The sequence below is a fragment of the Mesorhizobium sp. B2-4-17 genome, from assembly GCF_006441275.1.
Classification (GTDB): Bacteria; Pseudomonadota; Alphaproteobacteria; order Rhizobiales; family Rhizobiaceae; genus Mesorhizobium.
Genome location: NZ_VFUX01000045.1, coordinates 13,406 through 32,791, shown reverse-complemented (window position 1 = coordinate 32,791; position 19,386 = coordinate 13,406). Strand labels below are relative to the sequence as shown.

Sequence of the window (19,386 nt, the reverse complement as noted above, 5' to 3'; positions counted from 1 at the left end):
CGGATGTGCAGGCTCGCAGGTCGTGCAGCCGAGCGCGCCCTAATCATGCCGAGCGCGCCCTTATCATAAGGAGAGCATTCGCGTGACCGATCAGCAGAAGGGCGGTGTTGGATCCCGCGGGGATCAGATGTTCCCCGTCCTTGCACAAATCCAGGTCGAAGCGGCGCGCCGTTTCGCGAGCGGTCCACCGCAACATTTTTCAGCCGGCGAGATGATCTTCGCCACAGGTGACCGGGATGTGCCGGTCTGGCTTGTGCTTGACGGCTCGATCGATGTCTTGCGGCGAGACGGCCTTGATGAAGAAGCGCCGATCACCACCCATGGTGCAGGGCAATTCACCGGAGAAGTCAGCCAAATTGACGGCCGCGCGACCATCGCCTCGGCTCGATCCGGCCAAGATGGCGCGACCCTGCTTCCGTTCGATCCAGCACATTTGCGGGCGCTGATGATCGGATCGGCGGAAGTCGGTGAGATCGTTATGCGCGCGCTTATTCTACGCCGGGTCAGGCTGATCGAGCAGGGCGGCTCGGGCACGATTGTCATTGGCGGGCCAGGCGATGCACATGTTCTGCGCCTTCAGGGCTTCCTGACCCGAAACGGCTATCCCAACCTCGTCATGGATCCCAAAGTTGATGGCGAGGGCCGCAGCTTCGTTGAGCGCATGGCGCTTCTGCCGATCGAGCTGCCGCTGGTCGTCTGCCCCAACGGCACGTTGTTGAAGCGGCCCAATGAGGCAGAGTTGGCTGCCTGTCTCGGCATCGTTCCCAAAATAGATCCGCATAATATCTACGATGTTGCCATCGTAGGCGCGGGTCCAGCCGGGTTGGCCGCGGCGGTCTATGGTGCTTCGGAAGGCCTCTCGACGATCGTTCTCGACGAGCGAGCCATGGGCGGCCAGGCCGGCGCGTCGGCGCGGATCGAGAATTATCTCGGCTTTCCCACGGGGATATCGGGACAAGCGCTTGCCGGCCGCGCATTCAACCAGGCCCTCAAATTCGGGGCGGAGGTGGCCATTCCCGTGAGCGTGGAGCGGCTGGAACGTGTCGGTGACCGGCTTGTTCTCAATCTTTCGGACGGTACCACGATTGCCTCGCGCACCGTCGTGATCGCCTCGGGTGCAACTTACCAGCGCCCCGACATTCCTGGTCTGTCTCGTTTCGAGGGGGCAGGGGTGTCCTACTGGGCGTCCCCGGTCGAGGCTCGCTTGTGTACGGGCAAGGTCGTTGCTCTTGTCGGCGGCGGCAACTCGGCAGGCCAGGCGATCGTGTTTCTGGCGCCACATGTGGAGCGCCTTCACGTGTTCGTCCGGCGGGACCTGTCGGAGACGATGTCTCGCTATCTTATCGACCGTGTCTCGGCGCTTTCCAACGTGGAGATTCACGTCGGCACGGACCTCGTCGAACTCGACCGCGACGGCGACGCCCTTGCCGGTGCCGTCGTTCGCGACCGTGCCAGTGATACCTATGCCCGGTACGACATTACCCACCTATTCCTGTTCATAGGCGCGACGCCTCATACAAGCTGGCTCGGCGGCTCGGTTAAGACGGACGGAAAGGGCTTTATCCTGACCGACGGAGCGACAGCGTCGCTCGAGACCAGCATGCCGGGTGTCTTTGCGATCGGCGACGTTCGCGCTGGTTCGACCAAGCGGGTCGCAGCCGCAGTCGGCGATGGAGCGGCGGCTGTCGCCCAGATTCACAGTTACCTCAGCAGATCGGCAAAGGAAGCGTTATGACCGCCTGCAACCATGTGAACATGATCCGTGATGTCGTGCCAAGCGCGAGGGGATGTGAAGAATGCCTCAAAATGGGCAGCCCCTGGGTACATCTTCGGTTGTGCCGAATCTGCGGTCACGTTGGCTGCTGCGATGATTCCCCCCTTCGCCACGCGCGCGCGCATTTCGAGCAGAGCGGCCACCCGGTCATCGAAGGATATGATCCACCCGAGGGTTGGGGATGGTGCTACATCGATCAGGAAGAGGTGATCCTTCCCGACCAGACCCCGCAGCGAAGGCCGATCCCACGGTTCATCTGACAACCGGGCATCCGCGGTGACGACAGATCGCGACCGGACATTGCCCGCGTCCGGCCCATATGATGATCAGGGCTGCGGTTTTGCCCGCCTGCCGGATATCCAGATTTTGTTGCAGAAGTCGCCGGTAACGCTGGTGGCCGGAACCGCCCGGCCGACGGCACCTCCTTCGCCCTCGCTGGGTGACCGTCTTATTTTCTCATTCGGTGCAAACAAACTTTGCACAAATCGACAAACCGCGATGCGGATATGCAAGCCGAGGACCGAATCTCCTCCGACAATGCAGTTGCCCGGATTGATGCCAGATACAGCATCCCAGCATTTCTGATCAGAGTATTTTCATTCGGAGAGAGAGCCATGTCGAAATATCTGGAAGTCCTGACGCCGCAAAACAGCCAGCTCATCATCATCGATCAGCAGCCCCAAATGGCGTTTAGCGTGCAGTCGATCGATCGGCAGACGCTGAAGAACAATGTCGTCGGCCTGGCGAAAGCCGCGAAAGTGTTCAATATCCCGACGACGATCACCACGGTCGAGACCGAGAGCTTCTCTGGTTATGTGTTTCCTGAACTCATGGCCGTGTATCCCGAGCACAAGATCCTGGAGCGAAGTTCAATGAACTCCTGGGATGATCAAAACGTCCGCGACGCGCTGGCCGCGAACGGGCGCAAGAAGGTCGTCGTGGCGGGTCTGTGGATCGAAGTCTGCAACCTGACCTTCGCGCTTGGTGCGATGCTCGAGGGTGATTACGAGATTTACATGGTCGCCGATGCTTCCGGCGGCACTTCGCAGGACGCTCACAAATACGCCATGGACCGGCTGGTCCAGGCCGGCGCCGTTCCGGTGACCTGGCTGCAGGTACTGCTGGAGTGGCAGCGCGACTGGGCGCGCCGCGAAACCTACGAAGCCGTCACAGCGGTCATAAAGGAGCATTGTGGCGCCTATGGCATGGGCGTCGATTACGCCGTCACCATGGTTCACAAAGGTCCCGAGCGCGTCGCCCATGGCGAGCGCATCGGGCCGAACCCGGCCAAAATTTCCTCCTGAGCCGGATTGCCGTTGCGAGCGCGTCCGACGCGCTCGCAACGGCAACGAACGTCAGCGCGCTGTGTGGCCAACCGGCGACCGCGCGAGATCCATGTGGATCGGCAGCCCGAAGGAATTATGATCATGATAAAGTCTCTTCTCGATGGCGGTAACTGCGCACTCGTCTTTGTCGATCAGCAGGCTGGGCTGGCCTTCGGCGTCGGCTCCGGCGATCGCCAGAAGCTCCTCAACAACGCGGTGGCGCTGGCGAAGACGGCGAAAGTGTTCGCACTGCCGATCGTGGCTTCGACCTCGGCCACCAAGGTCTACAGCGGTCCGATGATGCCGGTGCTGCAGCGGGCTATCCCGGACGTCGTGCCGATCGACCGGCGCAGCATGAACGCCTGGGAGGACGAGGCGGCTCGCAGGGCCATGGTTGCGACAGGCCGCAAGCGGCTTCTGATCTCGGGGTTGCTGACCGAGGCCTGTGTCAGCTTTACCGCGTTGTCCGCCGCCGAAGAGGGCTATGAAGTCTACGTCGTTGGCGACGCCTGCGGAGGGCTCACACCCGAGAGTCACGACTTTGCGCTGCGGCGCATGCAGTCGGCGGGCATCCGGACGACCAGCTGGATTCAGGTGTTGCTGGAACTGCAGCGCGACTGGACACGCCACGAGACCTATGACGGTGCGCGTGCAATCGTCGAGGAATTTGGAGGCGGCTATGGTATTGGCCTGGCCTATGCCCGCGACATGATCAAACCAGCCTGACAGCTACGCGCTTGGGACCGCCGAGTCCGGATCGGCGGTCCTCGGATTGATCCGAGGACCGCCGCGCACAGCTTCGCGCCAGCGGAAGTGTTTCGCCGCGCGGTCAATGAGTTCACGGGCAATAGGAATGGCGGACGTGGCTGCGGGCGAGGGTGCGTTGCAGACATGGATGCTGCGGGCCGTCTCGCGGATCAGGAAATCATGAGCCAGCGTGCCGTCGGCGAGCACGGCCTGGGCACGGATGCCGGGTCGGTGAGGCTGGAGATCGTGCACGGTGAGTTCCGGACAGTAGCGCTGACAAAGGGCGAGATAGGCGTGCTTGTTCAACGAGTTCCACATTTCCGATAGGCCCGAGCGCAGGCTTTTTCCGACAAGGCGGCGGAAGCCGCGATAGGTCAGCGTTTCGGCCAGATCGCGCAAGCTGACATCGCCAAAACGATAGCCGTCGCGGGCAAAGGCGAGCACCGCATTGGGTCCGACGGTGACATAGCCGCCTATCATTTTCGTCAGATGGATGCCAAGGAAGGGCAGGCCAGGATCGGGGATCGGATAGATCAAGTGGCTGACGATATCGTTCTTGTCGGCGCCCAGTCGATAGTATTCGCCGCGGAAGGGTACGATTCGGAAGTCGAGATCGACGCCGCCGAGACGCGCTATGCGGTCGGCCATGATACCGGCGCAGGCGATCATGTTGCGCGCCTTTATCTGCCGCATCCCGGCGCCAATCGTCAGACCTGCCGGTTCCTCGCTAATGCGGTCGACCATTGCGCCGAACAGGATTTCGACACCGCGCTCCTTAAGCTCCTTGGCCATTGTACGCGCAACGAGGCCGTAGTCGACAATACCCGTCGTCGAGACGAAGAGGGCGCCGACTCCCTGGATATGCGGTTCGCGCGCGCGCAGTTCCGCGGCGTCGACACGCTCGACAGGCAGGCCGTTGGCGAGGCCGCGCTCATGGAGTGAGGCCATGCGGTCAAGCTCGCTGGTTTGTGTCGCTACCAGCATCTTGCCGCATTGCTCGTAAGGCAGGTCATGATCCTTGCAGAAACGAATCGTTGCCTCGACGCCTTCCTTACACAAGCGCGCCTTCAGGCTTCCAGGCTGGTAATAGATACCAGAATGGATGACGCCGCTATTGCGGCCAGTCTGATGCAGGGCAACGTCATCCTCGCGCTCGAGGACGACAATCGAAAGGCCAGGAAAACGACGCGTCACCTCACGCGCAGTCGCCAGCCCAACGATGCCTCCGCCGATGATTGCAAGATCATGGCTCATGGATGAATTCCGCGCGTTCGAGGACGGCCCGGCCAGGTGCTTTCTGCCGGCTCGTCGATGTTCAGACGATAGGCGCGATCTTCTGCTTACCGTGCTTGCGCTCCCATTCGGCCCAGGCATCGTGCTCGTTGACGTCGCGCAACGGTTGAGGATCGGAATAGATGATCTCGGCGATTTGATCCTTGCGCAAGAAAGTCACTCCTTCGTGCTTGCTTGCATATTCCAGGAACCTGGCTAGCGAGCGGACGCGGTAAGGGCGGCCCTGGATGCGGTCGTGGGTGGAGATCGCCATCATACGCCGGCGCATTGCGCCTTCTTCGTAAAGCTGGTCGAATTCGTCCTTCAATTGTTGTTCGTATTCTCCGGTCGAGAATTTATAGGCCTCGAACTGGATGATGTCGTTTAGGTTCAGCGAATAGGGCACGATCGCCATGTCTTTTTCACGCACCTTGATGAGGAACGGTTCGTCGCGGCTGACATCGTCGATGAAATATCTGAATCCCAGTTCCTGAAGGATCTTCAGTGTGTTGATCGTGCCCCGCATCGCCGCGCCGTTATAGCCGACCGGCACCTTGCCCGTCGCGCGCCTGACGCTGTCGATATTGTCTTGGATGAATCTCTTCTCGGCTTCGTAGTCCAGGTCATATTGTTGTACCCAATCGCGGCCGTGTGCGGCGGCCTCGTGGCCGCGCTCAACGATTTCCTTTGCGACTTCGGGCGCACGGTCGACGGCCGACCCGACCATATGCGACGTCACCTTGATCCCGAAGCGGTCCCAAAGATCCAGCATACGCTGGATGCCTTCACGATATCCGTACTTGTACCAGGACTTCGTTGGAAAATCGGGATAGCTTGGGTCCATATCGATGAAGCCAGAAAAGGGGCCGCCCGGCCCGTAGGGGGCTTCGCCACCGGCCTCCATTTGCATCGAGATGGAAATGACGAGACGGCTTCCATCGGGCCAGTAGGCTTTGCTCATGATCCAACTCCATATCTTGGGAATGCGGAGGCCAAAAATCGGCCTCCGCGAGGTCTTACTTTCCGGTCCAGATTCGTTTGTAGGCGTCGCGATAGCCATTGTCTGGATCGTAGAGGTTCTTGGGTCCGCCATCCGACCCGATATTAGCCGCAGTCACCAGGTGGACCGGGGCGACGAAGCCGGACGCCGCTTGTCCGGCAAAGGCGCGGTTCAGCTCGTCAACAGCCTGCCAGCCGTGCAGATGAAGCGGCTCGGCGACCGTTCCTGACTGATAGAAGCTGGTGCGGATGCGTTGAAAAGCGGCCTCGCTGCCGTCGCCAGCAGAGATATTCCGGGGATGGCCATCCTGCGCCACACCAGCCGAGGCCAAAGAGGCCGACATGAAATCGAAGGTCAAATCGTTGATGCTGAGTGCATAGGTCCATTGATCGCCAAAGCGCTGCAACAGCGACGTGGTAAGCTGCGGGATACGTGTAGCGGCTTCAGCGAGCGGGGTGTCTTCCACGCTGAGAACCTTGCATCCGCCGCAGTCCTTAACCACCTCGGCCATCGCATCCGACTTCGCGATGGCTATCGCGTAGGTGGAGTCGGTGAAGATCACGACGCCGGCTTTGCCCTCGGAGTCCGCAACCGCGAAGGAAGCGGCGGCCTTGGCGACATCAAGCGGGTCGGTGGCGATGTTGGTGACGAGCTTGTATTCTTCTGAAGGGCCCGGGTTGGTCACCGAATGCCAACCGACGACCTGGATGCCGGCGCCCACGGCCTGACTGATCAGTTCGGCCTGCTCTTTGGCATCCACAGTCCCGAGCACGATGCCGTCCGGTTTCAATGCGATCGCTTGTTGCAATGCCGAGGATCGACCTGAAACTGTTCCTTGACCATCGATGACACGTACCGACCAGCCGATTGCCTTGCCTGCTTCTTCCACGCCTTCTGCAACGCCAAGTGCGCCTCCATTACGCTGGTCGGCAGAGACGTAGACAATGGTCTTGTCCTTCTGGGCGATGGGGCCGGATGTTGGGCCGCTCCAAGGCGGATTACTTTTGGTGACTGAAGCGATGTAATCCTGAGCAGCTTTGACATTGCTGTCCTGAGCATAGGCGCCAGCGGCTGTTGCCAGCACGCCGGCAAGTCCAAGGACAAGGAGACGGGTGTTCTTCCGACGGATTGTTGTCATGTGGTTTCCTCCTGATGTGACATGTTGCAAGCTGGTAGCTCGGCGGCGGCCTTAACTGCCGCTCTTCTGAAGGGGCTTGGTTCGGCCGATGGACCGATTTCGCTGCGAGTAGCCGGCGATGCCGATGGCAACGAGAAGTGTCATGCCGTTAAAGAGCGGCTCGACATAGAAGGCACCGCCGAATTGCTGGATGCCGGAGATCCCGACAGCGAGGATCGCCACTCCGACGACTGTCCCCCAGACATTCACGCGCCCGGGCTTGATGGTGGTTGAGCCGAGGAAGGCGCCCACTAGCGCTGGCAGCAAAAATTCAAGGCCGACACTTGCCTGCCCGATCCGCAGCTTCGCGGCAAGGACGATGCCCGCGAAGGCACCGAGCACGCCAGACGTGACGAAGGCGCCGATGACGAAACGTCGTGTTCGGATACCGTTCAATGAGGCGGCACGCTGATTGGCGCCGATCGCGTAGAGCATTCGACCAATGGGCAGATATTCGGCGACGATCCAGAGGACGACGCTGATCGCCAGCACATAAATGGCCGCAATCGGCAACCCGAAGAGGTTTGTCGTATAGATGCCGGTGAATTCTTTCGGCAGCGCACCGATAACCTGACGACCGCCGGTATACCACAATGTCAGTGCATAGAGGACGGTCCCCGTGCCGAGGGTCGCAATGAAAGAGTCGATCCGGGCAATCTCGACGAGCAACCCGTTTACCAGCCCTAGCACCGCGCCGAGTGCGAGCACGACCAACACTGCGGCAAACCAGTTGAGGCCGTATTGCGTTTGCAGGCTGATCGCGAGCACGTGCCACATGACGATGCCGTAGCCGACGGTCAAATCAATGCGGCCCGCCATCATCGGCACCATGGCGGCGAGGGCCAGGATACAGATGATCGATTTGTCCCCGAGCACCGAACGGAGATTGAGCATCGTCGGAAAGGTGGTCGGCAACATAACGCTGAACAGGATTATCAGCGCTACGGCCAAAATCGGCAGACCGTAGACCGGCAGCAACCGAATGCTGCGCTGTAGGCGGGACAGCCCCGCCAGTTCCCGCGGCGTTGGCTCCAGGGCAGTCGATCGAATGGATTCCATGACGTTCTTCCTTCCGCCCCGTTTTTTATGCGATTGACATGGTTCAGCTACGCAGCAGGTGACAGCGACGCAGCGCTAAGCAGATTAGCAATGGACAGTCTGTCTTCGGGCAGTTCCGCGACGATCCTCCCGGCCCGGAAGATGAAAGCCCTATGGCAGATCGCGGTAACCTCCTCGAAGTCGGTGGAAATCAGCAGCACGCTGAGACCATTCGCCGATGCATCTGCGAGCAGGCGATAGATTTCAGCCTTGGCGCCCACGTCGACTCCAGCGGTCGGATCCTCAAGCACGAGCACTCTGCCGCCGATCCGCATCCAGCGAGCCATTACGACTTTCTGCTGATTGCCGCCGGAGAGCGTTTCAATCGGTGCCGAAGGAGCATTTGGCCGCAAACTCACCCGCGCGCCGAGTCCTTCTGCTTCCCGGTTCTCCAGCGCCGGGAATCGCGGGCTGAAGAGTCCCCGACCGGTGGCGACCGGATTGAGGAACATGTTTTCGCGCACGCTCATCCCATGAGCGATGGAGTCGGTATTCCTGTCTCCAGCCACCATCAACACGCCCTTGACGATGGCGTCGAACGGGTCGCGTGGCACATAAGCCTCGCCGAAAAGCCGGATCGTGCCGGCAGCGATAGGTTCGATTCCGAACAGCGCCTTGCCGATGGCGTCTTGGCCCGCCCCGCGCAGACCGACAAGACCGACGACCTCACCGGATCCCAGTTTCAGGTCGAGGGGGCCGACGGTTCCGATTTCTGTTGCTTCAAGCCTTAGTACGGTCTGCGGTTCCTGCGGTTTCGGCGGGCGAATGAAGACCTGATCATGAGGTCGGCCGATGATCGCCTGAACGAGAGATTCCGCGTTGATTTCGGCGGTCCTAGCCGTCGCTGCAACGAGACCGTCACGCAGGACAACGACGCGGTCGCACAGGGCATAGACCTCGTCGAGGCGGTGGGAGACGTAAACCATGCCGACGCCCCGCGCGCGCAACTGCCGTAGGACATCATGCAATCTTTCAACCTCGGCTTGCGGCAAGCTAGCGGTCGGTTCATCCAGAATGATCAACTCGGCGTTGCTTGCCAGCGCCCGGGCGATGGCGACAAGCGATTTGTCGGCGCGGCTCAACGTCTCGATACGATCGTCAGGGTCGATTTCACCGCCGATCTCGATGAGTGCGCGTCGTGCCCGTTCTCGGCTTTCCCGCCAATCGATCAGGCCCAGTCGACGCGGATAGCGGCCGCCGAGCATCATGTTCTCGGCGACTGTCATCCAGGGAATGAGGCCAAGGTCCTGATGGATGAAGGCAATGCGGCCCGCGTTGGCGGCCGACTGAAGCGAACCACCCTTGAAGCTTAGCGAGCCGGTATCGGCTTGAAATACCCCTGCCATGATCTTGATCAGCGTCGATTTCCCGGCGCCGTTCTCGCCCAGCAGGGCAATGATCTCGCCGGCAGCAACGGAAAACGAAACATCCCGCACCGCAACCGTTCCGCCGAACCGCTTTCCGACCCCCGAGACGTCGAGCAGACAGGTGTCGGCGCGTATTCCCAGGCCGACCAAAGGAGCGGATTCATTCTCGGGTTTGGACATGCTCCTCCACTGGCGTCTTTCCCGGGTGCTTACACGCAACCTCTTGCAGCGTTCACGATTGCACGTTACGAAGAGGCCGTCATTCGAAAATAGGCCATGTTTTTTCTAAAACCGGACAGAGTTTCATGAATCTGATCCCACAAAGTAGGAACGTGACTACCAGCCCTGAGACCGATTGCCCCCTCGGCGGAGTCGGCACCGGTCTATCCCGCTTCGTGCTCGGGCCACGGGACGAACGTTTCGCCATCGATCACGGCCATCCCAGTCACGCGATCGAAGTCGATGCATTGTCGTTCGACGCAAGTTCCGAACGTGAAGCCGGCGGGATGCTGGTCTGCGTGCATCAGGGCGAAGCCAAACTGTTGGGGGCGGCGGGGCGGTGGACCTTGCCAGCTGGCCACATGGTGTTCATTCCCTCGGAACGTTCCTATCGGCTGGCGAGCGCGCGACCGGTTCACCTGACCCTGGTGAAGTTCACCCGCTCCGAATCGATCTGGCGCCATCCAGGCTGCTGGGCTGTCCTCATGTCTCCGCTTGCGATTGAAATGGCATCCTTTGCGCGGCGATGGGGAGCGGACCGCGATCCAACGGATACAATCGCCAATGACTTCTTCCGAACCATGGGACAGCTTCTCAGCATCTGGTTCGATGCAAAACGGAAGATGTGGACTCCCTTCAGCAACGATCCGGAGATGGCATATGCAATCGCCTTTGCCCGCCAAAATCTGGAAACGGCGTCGATCACAGATGCTGCGCATGCCGCGGGCATGTCTGAACGTACGCTCCGCCGGCGATTCAAGGACGAATTGGGCATCAGCTGGCGGGAATTCATCAACGAGGCTCGCATGAGCGAGGCGATCAAGCTTTTGCGCGAAGGTGCTTGCAGCGTGACGCAAACAGCATATGCAGTCGGGTTCAACAGCGTCGGGGCCTTCTCGGTTGCATTCACGGCCTACACCGGCTCAACGCCGAGGAGTTTCGCGCGCCGATAGTTGACCGGTCATCAAGAGGAACGCTCGACGGCGTGAGCAGGGAAAGAGAAGGACCACTTCGGAGCTCCTGTGATACATCGCGGGTCTCGCGTTGTGCCGCAAATTGAAAGCGGTGTTGGCGAGACCTAACCAACCGTGCAGGCACCGGCGGTGCAAGCACTGCCCCGTTCGGCGGCACGGCGGAGCGCCGCTTCGAAGATTTCGACTGGTTGCGCGCCAGAAACGATCTCGCCATCGATGTCGAAGCTGGGAACGCTGCGTACGCCTCGATTCTGGACGCTGAGTTCCAGATCGCGGACGGCTTCGGCACCACCGCCTCCCGCCAGGAATGCGGCTGCCTGTGCACGATCCATGCCGTTTTCAGCGGCTATGTCGGCTAGGACGTCGGCATTGCCGATATCGCGGCCATGCTCAAAATAGGCGGAGAAGATTCTATTGGCCATTGACGTCGCGCTGCCTTGCTCCTGAGCCAACTGCATCAGGCGATGGGCGGATAGTGTGTTGGGAGTCCTTTCGATGGCGAGATAGTCGAACTCCACACCATCGCCTTTCGCGGCCTCTACTGTATGTGCATCGAGCAACCGGCTGCGTTCCCAACTCCCAAATTTGAGCGAGCGGTAGGTCTTCCTGTCCATGCCTTCAGGACGCATGTCGGCATTGAGCTCGAACGGCAGCCATTTCAACTCGACATCCGTTCCGTCAGGGAGACTCTCGATAGCCTTGCTCAGGCGGCGCTCGCCGATCAGGCACCAGGGGCAGATGAAGTCGGACGTAATGGCAACGGATATGGTCATGATTGGCTCCTTTCGGAAACCAATTTGTCTCATGAAGGATCCGATGATAATAGACAAACATTCGAGATGTTCATTGCGCAGCACGCAACGGTGATCGATGGACAAGTTTGCCGCGCTGAACGCGTTCGTGGCTGTAGTCGATCACGGCGGCTTCGCGCCCGCCGCTCGGCGTATGGGCCTCGCACCTTCTTCGTTGACGAGGCAGATCAATACGCTTGAGGAAACCCTCGGCACTTTGCTGATGAACCGGTCGACGCGCAGCGTGACGCTCACGGATGCCGGAGCGCGCTATCTCGAGGATGCCCGCCGCATTCTCGACGATATCGAGAACGCCGATCGCGCCATCAGCGAACAGGGCGGGCTGCCCAGCGGATTGCTGCGCATATCCATGCCGGTTGCCTTCGGCCGGCTGCATGTCGGCCCGGCGCTGCCGCTCTTTCTCAGGCGTTTCCCCGAGATGCGGCTCGATATCTCGCTTTCGGATACGGTCGTGAACCTGGTCGAGGAGCGGATCGATATCGCCGTCCGCCTGGGCGCACTGACCTCCTCGAGCCTAATTGCCCGCAAGTTGGCGCCGCATAGGCGGCTGATCTGTGCCAGTCCGGACTACATTGCGGATCGTGGCGCGCCGGTATCCCCTGGCGATCTTTCACGGCACAATTGTCTGCTGTTCGACTATCTCACCGGCGATACCACCTGGACCCTGGCCAGGGAGGGCGCGCGCGAACGGGTCTCCGTTTCGGGAAACCTGCGCGCCAGCGGCTCGGAGCTTTTGCGGGAGGCGGCAATCGGCGGTGCCGGGCTGATCTTGATGCCGACATGGTTGGTCGGCCCCGACCTTTCAGAGGGACGGCTGGTGCCGGTTCTGGAAGAGTGGTCCGTCAGTCCTGGTTCGGAGGAAGGCGCCATCTGGGCGCTCTACCTCCCCAGCCGGCGCGGATCGCGCAAGGTGGGCTGCTTCCTGGATTTCCTGGTGGAACATTTTGGATCGCCGCCCTACTGGGATCCGACGACGACCGGCTGAGCCCTGCTGAGCGGCCGCCCCGTTTTTCTTATCTCTTGATCGTGCAGATCTTTGCGCCCAGCGCAAAGAACATAGCAGGCATCGCTGGATTATCGCTTCGCTCTTGGGTGTCCATATTGATGTCACCAGGCAAGCAGGTGACATATGCGGGACGCTCGTTCACAGACTACGAATTCTGCTACCAAGGCGCGCCGGGCTATCGTCATCGGCGGTTCGCTCGGCGGCCTTTTCGCCGGCAACATGCTGCGCAGCGTCGGTTGGAACGTCGATATCTTCGAGCGCTCCGCGGGCGATCTTGACAGCCGTGGCGGCGGCATCGTGCTCCAGCCCGACGTTGTGGAAGTATTCCGTCGTTCTCAGGCCACGCTCGACAAGTCCGTGCTCGGTGTCCAGTCGCGATACCGGACCGTCTTCCGACCGGATGGCTCGATCGAGTCGAAGCACATCGCGCCGCAGACGCAGACCTCCTGGTCGCTGATCTACACAACGCTGAAGGCCGCCTTCGGCGAAGAGCACTATCATCGGGCGAAAACCCTGCTGCGCGTCGAACAGGATGAAGCCCAAAGGAACGTGACCGCGATTTTTGACGACAACACCCGGGAAGTTGGTGATCTGCTGATAGGCGCGGATGGCGGCAATTCCACAGTGCGACGCCAATACTGGCCGCACATGCAGCCGCGCTACGCCGGCTACATCGCCTGGCGTGGTCTGCTGGCCGAGGACCGTATGTCGCCGGTCTCTCGGGACACGCTGCATGGTGATTTCGGTTTTGCCAACAACAAGGGCTCTCACATTCTCGGCTACCTTGTGCCGGGGGCCGACAACGACGTCCGCCCAGGCCATCGGATCTACAATTGGGTCTGGTACCGCGTCGTCGATGAAAAGATGCTGGCCGAGGTGATGACAGACCGCGACGGAAAATCACGAGGCTATGCGATACCGGAGGGCCTTTTGGCGGAACGCTGGGTCGATCACGTTCACCGAGAGGCGCAGAATCTGCTGCCACCCGGCTTTCGCGATGTCGTGCAGGCGACGCCACAGCCCTTCGCTCAGGCAATCCGCGATCTCGCCTCGGATCGAATGGTGTCAGGGCGAGCAATCATCCTTGGCGATGCTGCCTCGATCCCACGTCCACATACGGCCGCCAGCACGTTGAAGGCCGCCGCCAATGCCATCGCGCTTGCCGATGAACTCGCCGCGTCACCAGATGACGTCGATGCCGCGCTCGCGCAATGGGAGCCGCCCCAAGTGATGTATGGCAAATACCTCGAAAAACAGGGCGTCGAGACTGGGAATTACCTTCTCTTCCGTAACTCGGCAAGGCAGGTCAGCGGTTAGAGATCGCGCCATGTCCGCCGCTCGCCGGCGCCGTGCCCGATAATCCACGATATTCCGCCCTTGCATCAGAAGACGACCGGTCCGCGTCATCGCGCTTTTCACGCGACCGTCACAACACACTTGCTATTGTTGCACGATTGTTTATCGTGCAACATATATATTTCATGTCGGGTGCTATAGAAGTTCACTTATGGATGGATCAGTTGGAATGCCTGGCGCATCATCCAACGGTTAGCAGGTGCAGGGATGCTCTCGCTCGAACAGCACATTTGCTTCGCGGTATATTCGACCGCTCATATGTTCAATCGCTTGTACCGCCCCATGCTCGACGAGCTTGGACTGACTTATCCGCAATATCTGACACTCGTGGTGCTAAGCGAGGAGGGGGCTCAATCCGTTGGCTCTATCGGAGACCGATTGAAGCTGGAGTCGAGCACGCTGACGCCGATGTTGAAGCGCCTTGAAAAGGCCGACCTGATCATCCGTCGACGGGATACGAAGGATGAACGCGTCGTGCATGTCGATCTTTCGCCGGCAGGTCGGGAAATCCTGGGGAAGATCCCGCTGATCAATGTCGCCATCGCCGATGCGATTGGCGAGACTGATGAAGATCGAGAGGAAATCCGGCGCGCGCTCGTCGCCATCCGTGATCGACTGGAAGCGGCGATTGGTTGAATTGCTCTGCTCGCGGCGAACTTGGGCTTAGGTTTCAAAAATGGTGTCAGGGCCTCGGGATGATTTAAATTTTTCCGGAATGCCCACGGGCGGCTTGTCATGCTCATGAAATCGTCGACGACGAAGGAAAAACTGGGCTTTTTCGGCCCGCGCGTTTCCGAGCATTTCGGGATGCCCGGAAGATCGATCATCGAGTTTCAACTCGACGGAGAGTTGGGACTGGCCGCGACCCATTTGTCCTGCGAACGCCATTTCAGGGACCGAACCGGTCCGGCGCCCTGTGAGGATGCGTTCTCGATCTTGCATCAACTCGACGAATTGGAATGCCGTTCCTGCTGGCTCGACGGCCATCATCACAGTTCGGGCCGGGTGGAGGCCAAAGAGGTTGACGTGCTCGATCTGCGCGATACTCCGCAATGGCAATTTCGAGGCCGCTTCGAGGCGTTGCAATTCTACATTCCGTTCCGAGCCCTTTCGGCATTCGCCGATCAATATGGTAGCCGACCGATCTCGACCTTGCGCTGGGAGATTGGCGTTCCCGACAGGATTCTGGGGGGATTGTCCGACGCGCTGATCCAGGCCGCTGCCGTGGCCAGTTCCAACCAACTGCTGATTGATCAGCTTGCAATCAGCCTTCTAACCCATTTTGCGGAAGCTTATGGCGGACTCGATACCGCTGCCACTCAGCCTGGCCGTCTGGCGGCGTGGCAAGAGCGCCGAGCCAAGGAAATCATGACGATGCGCCTCGCTTCCGCTCTGACGATCGCGCAGGTGGCGAGCGAATGCCGACTGACGCCAAGCCACTTCGCGCGTGCATTCCGTCGAAGCGTGGGCGTGGCACCGCATCGATACCTGACACAGTTGCGTATCGGTGAAGCAAAGAAACACCTCGCCGCGCAGCATTCCTCGCTTTCAGACATTGCCCTGATTTGCGGTTTCGGTGATCAAAGCCATTTCACGCGCGTGTTCCGACAATTCACGGGTGTCAGTCCCGGCGCATGGCGTCGACAAGTTGGGAATAATCCGTAGTGAGGCCAGCAGACACGCTGTCATGGCCGGCAAGCACAATCTTTCTCCGCACAAATATCACTGATCTTTGCAGTCTCGCAGCTTTTGCGGGTGGGCATCGGGCGATACATCCGCTATTGGCTTCGACGCCTAGCGACCGGCCGACGCTCCAGTGCTGTCGCGGTAAAATTGGCCGATGCTCACACCAACGGGCCATGGGGTACGTGCATGAGACAACGGGCTTGTGGTCGAATTGCCAGTCATCATATGCGCTGAGGTCGAGGCGCTGCTGCGGAGCAGGGGACGTCAAGTATGACTGGGCGCGGCTTGCACCATGTCACGGTGATTGCGACGGATGCGGCGCGCAACCTTGATTTCTATTCAAGATTTATCGGCATGCGTTTGGAGAAACGGACAGTAACCCACGAGGATCCGGGCACCTATCACCTCATCTATGGACGAGGCGACGGTGCGCCTGGAGGTCATCTGTCCTTCTTTTCCTGGGCCAGCGCGACAGCTGCGACGAAGCAGCCAACCGATGCCGAACTGGTTTTGCTCGGAGTTCACCCGGACGCGCTCGATTGGTGGGAAAGCCGCCTTAGGCGCTGCGGCATACCCTACAGGCGCGACCATCTGCCCTTATGCGGGACGGGGCTGATATTGGAAGATCCGGACCAAGTGAGGCTGGCGCTTGTGGCCTCCGAGCCGATGTCTGGAGCAGTGCGGCGAACGCCCGGCTTCCCCGCGGCGTTCGCTGTCGATGGTCTGGTCGGCGTCTCTCTCAGCATCCAGGCAACCGGCCTGATGGGGGAGATTTTGACCGACGTCCTTGGCTTCACGGAAATCGGTCAGGAAGGAGACTGGACCGCGTTCTCGGCCCACGATGGACCTGGTGGAAAATTCTACCTGCACCGGCGGCGCGGCGGGCCCCGGGCCAGATTGGGGGCCGGGGCCATCCATCACGTGGCGTTCAGGGCGAGGGACGAAGCTGACCAGGCGATGATGGCCGAGATCCTGATGGAACGTTTCGGCATTGCCGCGACCGCGCCCAAGGACCGCCATTATTTCCGTTCGATCTATTTTCGCGGGCCGGATGGCCTGCTGATCGAGATCTCCACCGACGGTCCGGGTTTCCTTCTTGACGAGACGCGGGAGCAACTGGGGACGCGGCTCATCCTGCCTCCCGGGCTAGCCGGCCGCCAGGAGGAAATCATGCGGCTCCTGCCACCCCTCGACTGATCCTTCGCACGGCTGTCGCGCGACATCGCGTCAAGACGTGCGATCGATGCAGGCACTGCTCGTCGCGATTCCATTCAAGCGACGATGCAAATCTGCAATCCCGGACCGCCAGCGATGAATTACCTTGCGAGCGCACCGATGCCATTGGGCAGATGAGCGGATCCAGCCCTCATCGACAGCTCCGATGGCGCGCAGACCTGCTTCAGGAAAGGCTGACAAATGAAACAGGAGGGCGTCGCCGTCCCGCTTCCATTGATGTTGCGAGGCTCGGCAATCTATGCGCTGGCCAGCGCCGCGGGCATCGCCGTGGCGAATATCTACTACAATCAGCCGATGCTCGGCCTCATCGAAGAGGATCTGCCCGGCCGGCTGACGGGATTGATACCGACCGCAACCCAGTTCGGCTACGCCTGCGGACTTTTCCTGCTCGTCCCGCTGGGCGACATCGTTGAACGGCGGCGACTGATCGTTCTGCAGTTCGGCTTCCTCGCCATAGCGCTTGTGCTGGCGGCACTCGCTCCGAATGCCTTGCTCGTCGTCCTTGCCTCTCTCGTGGTGGGGCTCTCGGCTACTGTGGCTCAGCAGATCGTTCCATTGGCGGCGCATCTCTCACCGCCGGAGCGGAGAGGGGCTGTTGTCGGCATGGTGCTGGCGGGCATTCTGACAGGCATCCTTTTGAGCCGGACCCTGGCGGGCTTCGTGGCAACCCACGCCGGGTGGCGAGAAATGTTCTGGCTGGGCGTAGCAATGGCGCTCGCGGCGGGTGGGCTGATGTGGCGCGAATTTCCGGCCTTGCGGCTCGCGGCCATGACGCAAGCACTTGTCTTCGCGGCCTTTACCGTATTCTGGACGGTGCTCGCGTTGCGGCTTCAGCGCCGCCATTCCAGCTTGGGGCGGATATTGCCGGGCTGTTCGGTGTCATCGGCGCCGTCGGCATCCTGGCTGCGCCGCTGGCCGGTCGGTTCGCCGATGCACGTGGCCCCGCGCCGGTCGTCGCGATGGGAGCGATTGTGACTTTGGTGTCCTGGATCGTCTTCGGGGCCTGGACCTCGCTCCCCGGATTGATCGTCGGTGTCGTGCTGCTCGACTTCGCCGTGCAGTCCGCTCTGGTTTCGAACCAGCACATCGTCTTCGCGCTGCGACCTGAAGCGAGAGCTCGGCTCAATACTGTCTGATAGACGCAATGTTTCTTGGTGGGGCGCTCGGCTCGGCGGGCGGCATGACGGCCAACTCGGCGGCTGGACCGGCGTGGTCGGGCTTGGTCTGGCTTTCGCCCTTGTCGCGGCAGCGATGCAATTTGCTCGTCGCCCGCCGCCGCCCGGCGCCGGCCGGCCGCGTTGTATGGGAGGCGGGAGACATTCTGGAGCTCTTTCCGAGGCTCAGCGCCGGGCTCATCTAGCCGGCCGGCTCTCCGGCGGTGAACAGCAGATGCTCGCTATCGGCCGCGCGCTCATGACCAATCCGCTGGTCCTGCTAATGGACGAACCGACCGAAGGCCTCGCACCAGAGATCGTCGCGGAAGTCGGCCGCATCATCGGGACACTCAAGGCGCTTGATTGTCGATCGTGCTGGTCGAGCAGCACACGAATTTCGCCATCCGGCTCGCGGACGATGTCGTCATCATCAATATGGGGGAAGTAGTAGCTCGCGGAAAAGCGGCAGATTTCGTCGCCGACACCGCGCTCCTCCACGCCCATCTTGGCGTCCACTGATCACTGGGAACGCTGGCGAGTTGGAATCCAGTCAACCCTCTCTGCGTCAACGGAACAGCCAGCGGGAGACGAGTTGCGTGTAGCGCGGCATGACGACATAGACGACGATACCGACGATCAAAGCCGCGACCAGAAGATGGCGGATCACGGGCAGCCCTAGCAGAGGAATCCAGCCAAACAGCGGCTGGAGAGACCACGGAACAACAATCGTCAGCGGAAAGATCGCCGATAGCGTGATCAGGAATTGCTTGTAGCGCTTGGCGGGCCGGCCGCCTGGCGGTGGGGTGAACCAAAATTCGAAACCAGTCTTGATGTCGAGGTTCTCTTGCCCGCGGAGGAAGGGGCGTATCTTCTCAACGAGAAGCGCCCGCGTTTCGGAGTCGAGCCACTTGCGAAGGTTCGCAACGGTCTCGAAATGCAGGATAATCGTGTAGGGCTCAGAGGCCACCTGTGGCCGGATCACATTCACGCCTTGATGGCCGGTAAAGGTCTGAGCGACCGGGATCACTTCTTTGAGCCATTCCTCATAGCGAGCCACGGCATCCGGCAGCGGATGCTGTTGGATCACAGTCGTCACCGGTGTTTCGAGCTCGATGCCATTCCTCTCCGGCATGGCTTGGTCAAGCGTCATCGTTTCCGTCCTCTGCTAAACATGCCGCACCCA

Annotated in this window: 18 protein-coding genes and 1 pseudogene; 12 read left to right on the top strand and 7 right to left on the bottom strand. The window is 60.6% G+C overall.

Annotation, left to right across the window (positions count from 1 at the left end):
• Nucleotides 1–127 precede the first annotated feature (127 nt).
• The 4 genes from FJ548_RS27145 (at nucleotide 128) to FJ548_RS27130 (ending at nucleotide 3,825) form a co-directional block, all read left to right on the top strand.
• Nucleotides 128–1,735, top strand: coding sequence for an FAD-dependent oxidoreductase (locus tag FJ548_RS27145; RefSeq protein ID WP_140779515.1), 1,608 nt, complete (start codon nucleotides 128–130; stop codon nucleotides 1,733–1,735).
• Nucleotides 1,732–2,034: a UBP-type zinc finger domain-containing protein gene (locus FJ548_RS27140; RefSeq protein ID WP_140779499.1), complete on the top strand. Its 303-nt coding sequence runs from the start codon at nucleotides 1,732–1,734 to the stop codon at nucleotides 2,032–2,034. The genes FJ548_RS27145 and FJ548_RS27140 overlap by 4 nt, the downstream gene beginning before the upstream one ends.
• A gap of 354 nt (nucleotides 2,035–2,388) precedes the next feature.
• A complete protein-coding gene (locus FJ548_RS27135) occupies nucleotides 2,389–3,078 on the top strand; it encodes a hydrolase (protein WP_140779514.1) in 690 nt (229 codons plus the stop codon).
• 123 nt (nucleotides 3,079–3,201) lie between these two features.
• On the top strand, nucleotides 3,202–3,825 hold the full coding sequence (locus FJ548_RS27130) for a hydrolase (RefSeq protein WP_181168921.1): 624 nt from the start codon (nucleotides 3,202–3,204) through the stop codon (nucleotides 3,823–3,825).
• A gap of 3 nt (nucleotides 3,826–3,828) precedes the next feature.
• On the opposite strand, the gene lhgO is transcribed toward FJ548_RS27130, so the two are convergent.
• From lhgO to FJ548_RS27105, 5 genes are all read right to left on the bottom strand, one after another.
• Nucleotides 3,829–5,100: an L-2-hydroxyglutarate oxidase gene (lhgO, locus tag FJ548_RS27125; RefSeq protein WP_140779497.1), complete on the bottom strand. Its 1,272-nt coding sequence runs from the start codon at nucleotides 5,098–5,100 to the stop codon at nucleotides 3,829–3,831.
• Nucleotides 5,101–5,161: 61 nt separating this feature from the next.
• Entirely contained in the window at nucleotides 5,162–6,178 is a 1,017-nt protein-coding gene (locus FJ548_RS27120; protein ID WP_210242699.1) for a polysaccharide deacetylase family protein, read from the bottom strand.
• On the bottom strand, nucleotides 6,135–7,256 hold the full coding sequence (locus FJ548_RS27115; RefSeq protein ID WP_140779496.1) for a substrate-binding domain-containing protein: 1,122 nt from the start codon (nucleotides 7,254–7,256) through the stop codon (nucleotides 6,135–6,137). Before FJ548_RS27115 ends, FJ548_RS27120 begins: the two co-directional genes overlap by 44 nt.
• Before the next feature lie 51 nt (nucleotides 7,257–7,307).
• Nucleotides 7,308–8,354, bottom strand: a complete 1,047-nt coding sequence (locus FJ548_RS27110; RefSeq protein WP_140779495.1) for an ABC transporter permease — start codon at nucleotides 8,352–8,354, stop codon at nucleotides 7,308–7,310.
• Between the two features lie 47 nt (nucleotides 8,355–8,401).
• Nucleotides 8,402–9,940 carry a sugar ABC transporter ATP-binding protein gene (locus tag FJ548_RS27105; protein WP_140779494.1) on the bottom strand — a complete coding sequence of 513 codons (1,539 nt, stop codon included), beginning with the start codon at nucleotides 9,938–9,940 and terminating at the stop codon, nucleotides 8,402–8,404.
• A 125-nt stretch (nucleotides 9,941–10,065) separates the two neighbouring features.
• On the opposite strand from FJ548_RS27105, the gene FJ548_RS27100 reads away from it, so the two are divergent.
• A complete protein-coding gene (locus FJ548_RS27100; protein WP_140779493.1) occupies nucleotides 10,066–10,932 on the top strand; it encodes a helix-turn-helix transcriptional regulator in 867 nt (288 codons plus the stop codon).
• Nucleotides 10,933–11,057: 125 nt separating this feature from the next.
• On the opposite strand, the gene FJ548_RS27095 is transcribed toward FJ548_RS27100, so the two are convergent.
• A complete protein-coding gene (locus tag FJ548_RS27095) occupies nucleotides 11,058–11,726 on the bottom strand; it encodes a DsbA family oxidoreductase (RefSeq protein ID WP_140779492.1) in 669 nt (222 codons plus the stop codon).
• A 97-nt stretch (nucleotides 11,727–11,823) separates the two neighbouring features.
• Between FJ548_RS27095 and FJ548_RS27090 the strand changes: the two genes are divergently transcribed.
• The 7 genes and pseudogenes from FJ548_RS27090 to FJ548_RS30600 all read left to right on the top strand — a co-directional run bounded on the left by FJ548_RS27090 (nucleotide 11,824) and on the right by FJ548_RS30600 (nucleotide 18,722).
• Nucleotides 11,824–12,750: a LysR family transcriptional regulator gene (locus FJ548_RS27090; protein ID WP_140779491.1), complete on the top strand. Its 927-nt coding sequence runs from the start codon at nucleotides 11,824–11,826 to the stop codon at nucleotides 12,748–12,750.
• Between the two features lie 144 nt (nucleotides 12,751–12,894).
• Complete coding sequence (locus FJ548_RS27085) at nucleotides 12,895–14,088, top strand: FAD binding domain-containing protein (protein ID WP_140779490.1); 1,194 nt, start codon at nucleotides 12,895–12,897, stop codon at nucleotides 14,086–14,088.
• Nucleotides 14,089–14,334: 246 nt separating this feature from the next.
• A complete protein-coding gene (locus FJ548_RS27080) occupies nucleotides 14,335–14,763 on the top strand; it encodes a MarR family transcriptional regulator (protein WP_140779489.1) in 429 nt (142 codons plus the stop codon).
• A 99-nt stretch (nucleotides 14,764–14,862) separates the two neighbouring features.
• A complete protein-coding gene (locus FJ548_RS27075; protein WP_140779488.1) occupies nucleotides 14,863–15,792 on the top strand; it encodes an AraC family transcriptional regulator in 930 nt (309 codons plus the stop codon).
• Nucleotides 15,793–16,083: 291 nt separating this feature from the next.
• Nucleotides 16,084–17,010, top strand: coding sequence for a VOC family protein (locus FJ548_RS27070; protein ID WP_140779487.1), 927 nt, complete (start codon nucleotides 16,084–16,086; stop codon nucleotides 17,008–17,010).
• Nucleotides 17,011–17,229: 219 nt separating this feature from the next.
• A pseudogene (locus FJ548_RS27065) lies at nucleotides 17,230–18,306 on the top strand (MFS transporter); the annotation flags it as partial.
• 260 nt (nucleotides 18,307–18,566) lie between these two features.
• A complete protein-coding gene (locus FJ548_RS30600; protein WP_246678785.1) occupies nucleotides 18,567–18,722 on the top strand; it encodes a hypothetical protein in 156 nt (51 codons plus the stop codon).
• A gap of 46 nt (nucleotides 18,723–18,768) precedes the next feature.
• Here FJ548_RS30600 and FJ548_RS27060 read toward each other — a convergent pair whose 3' ends face one another.
• Nucleotides 18,769–19,353: a hypothetical protein gene (locus tag FJ548_RS27060; RefSeq protein ID WP_210242697.1), complete on the bottom strand. Its 585-nt coding sequence runs from the start codon at nucleotides 19,351–19,353 to the stop codon at nucleotides 18,769–18,771.
• Nucleotides 19,354–19,386: the final 33 nt, after the last annotated feature.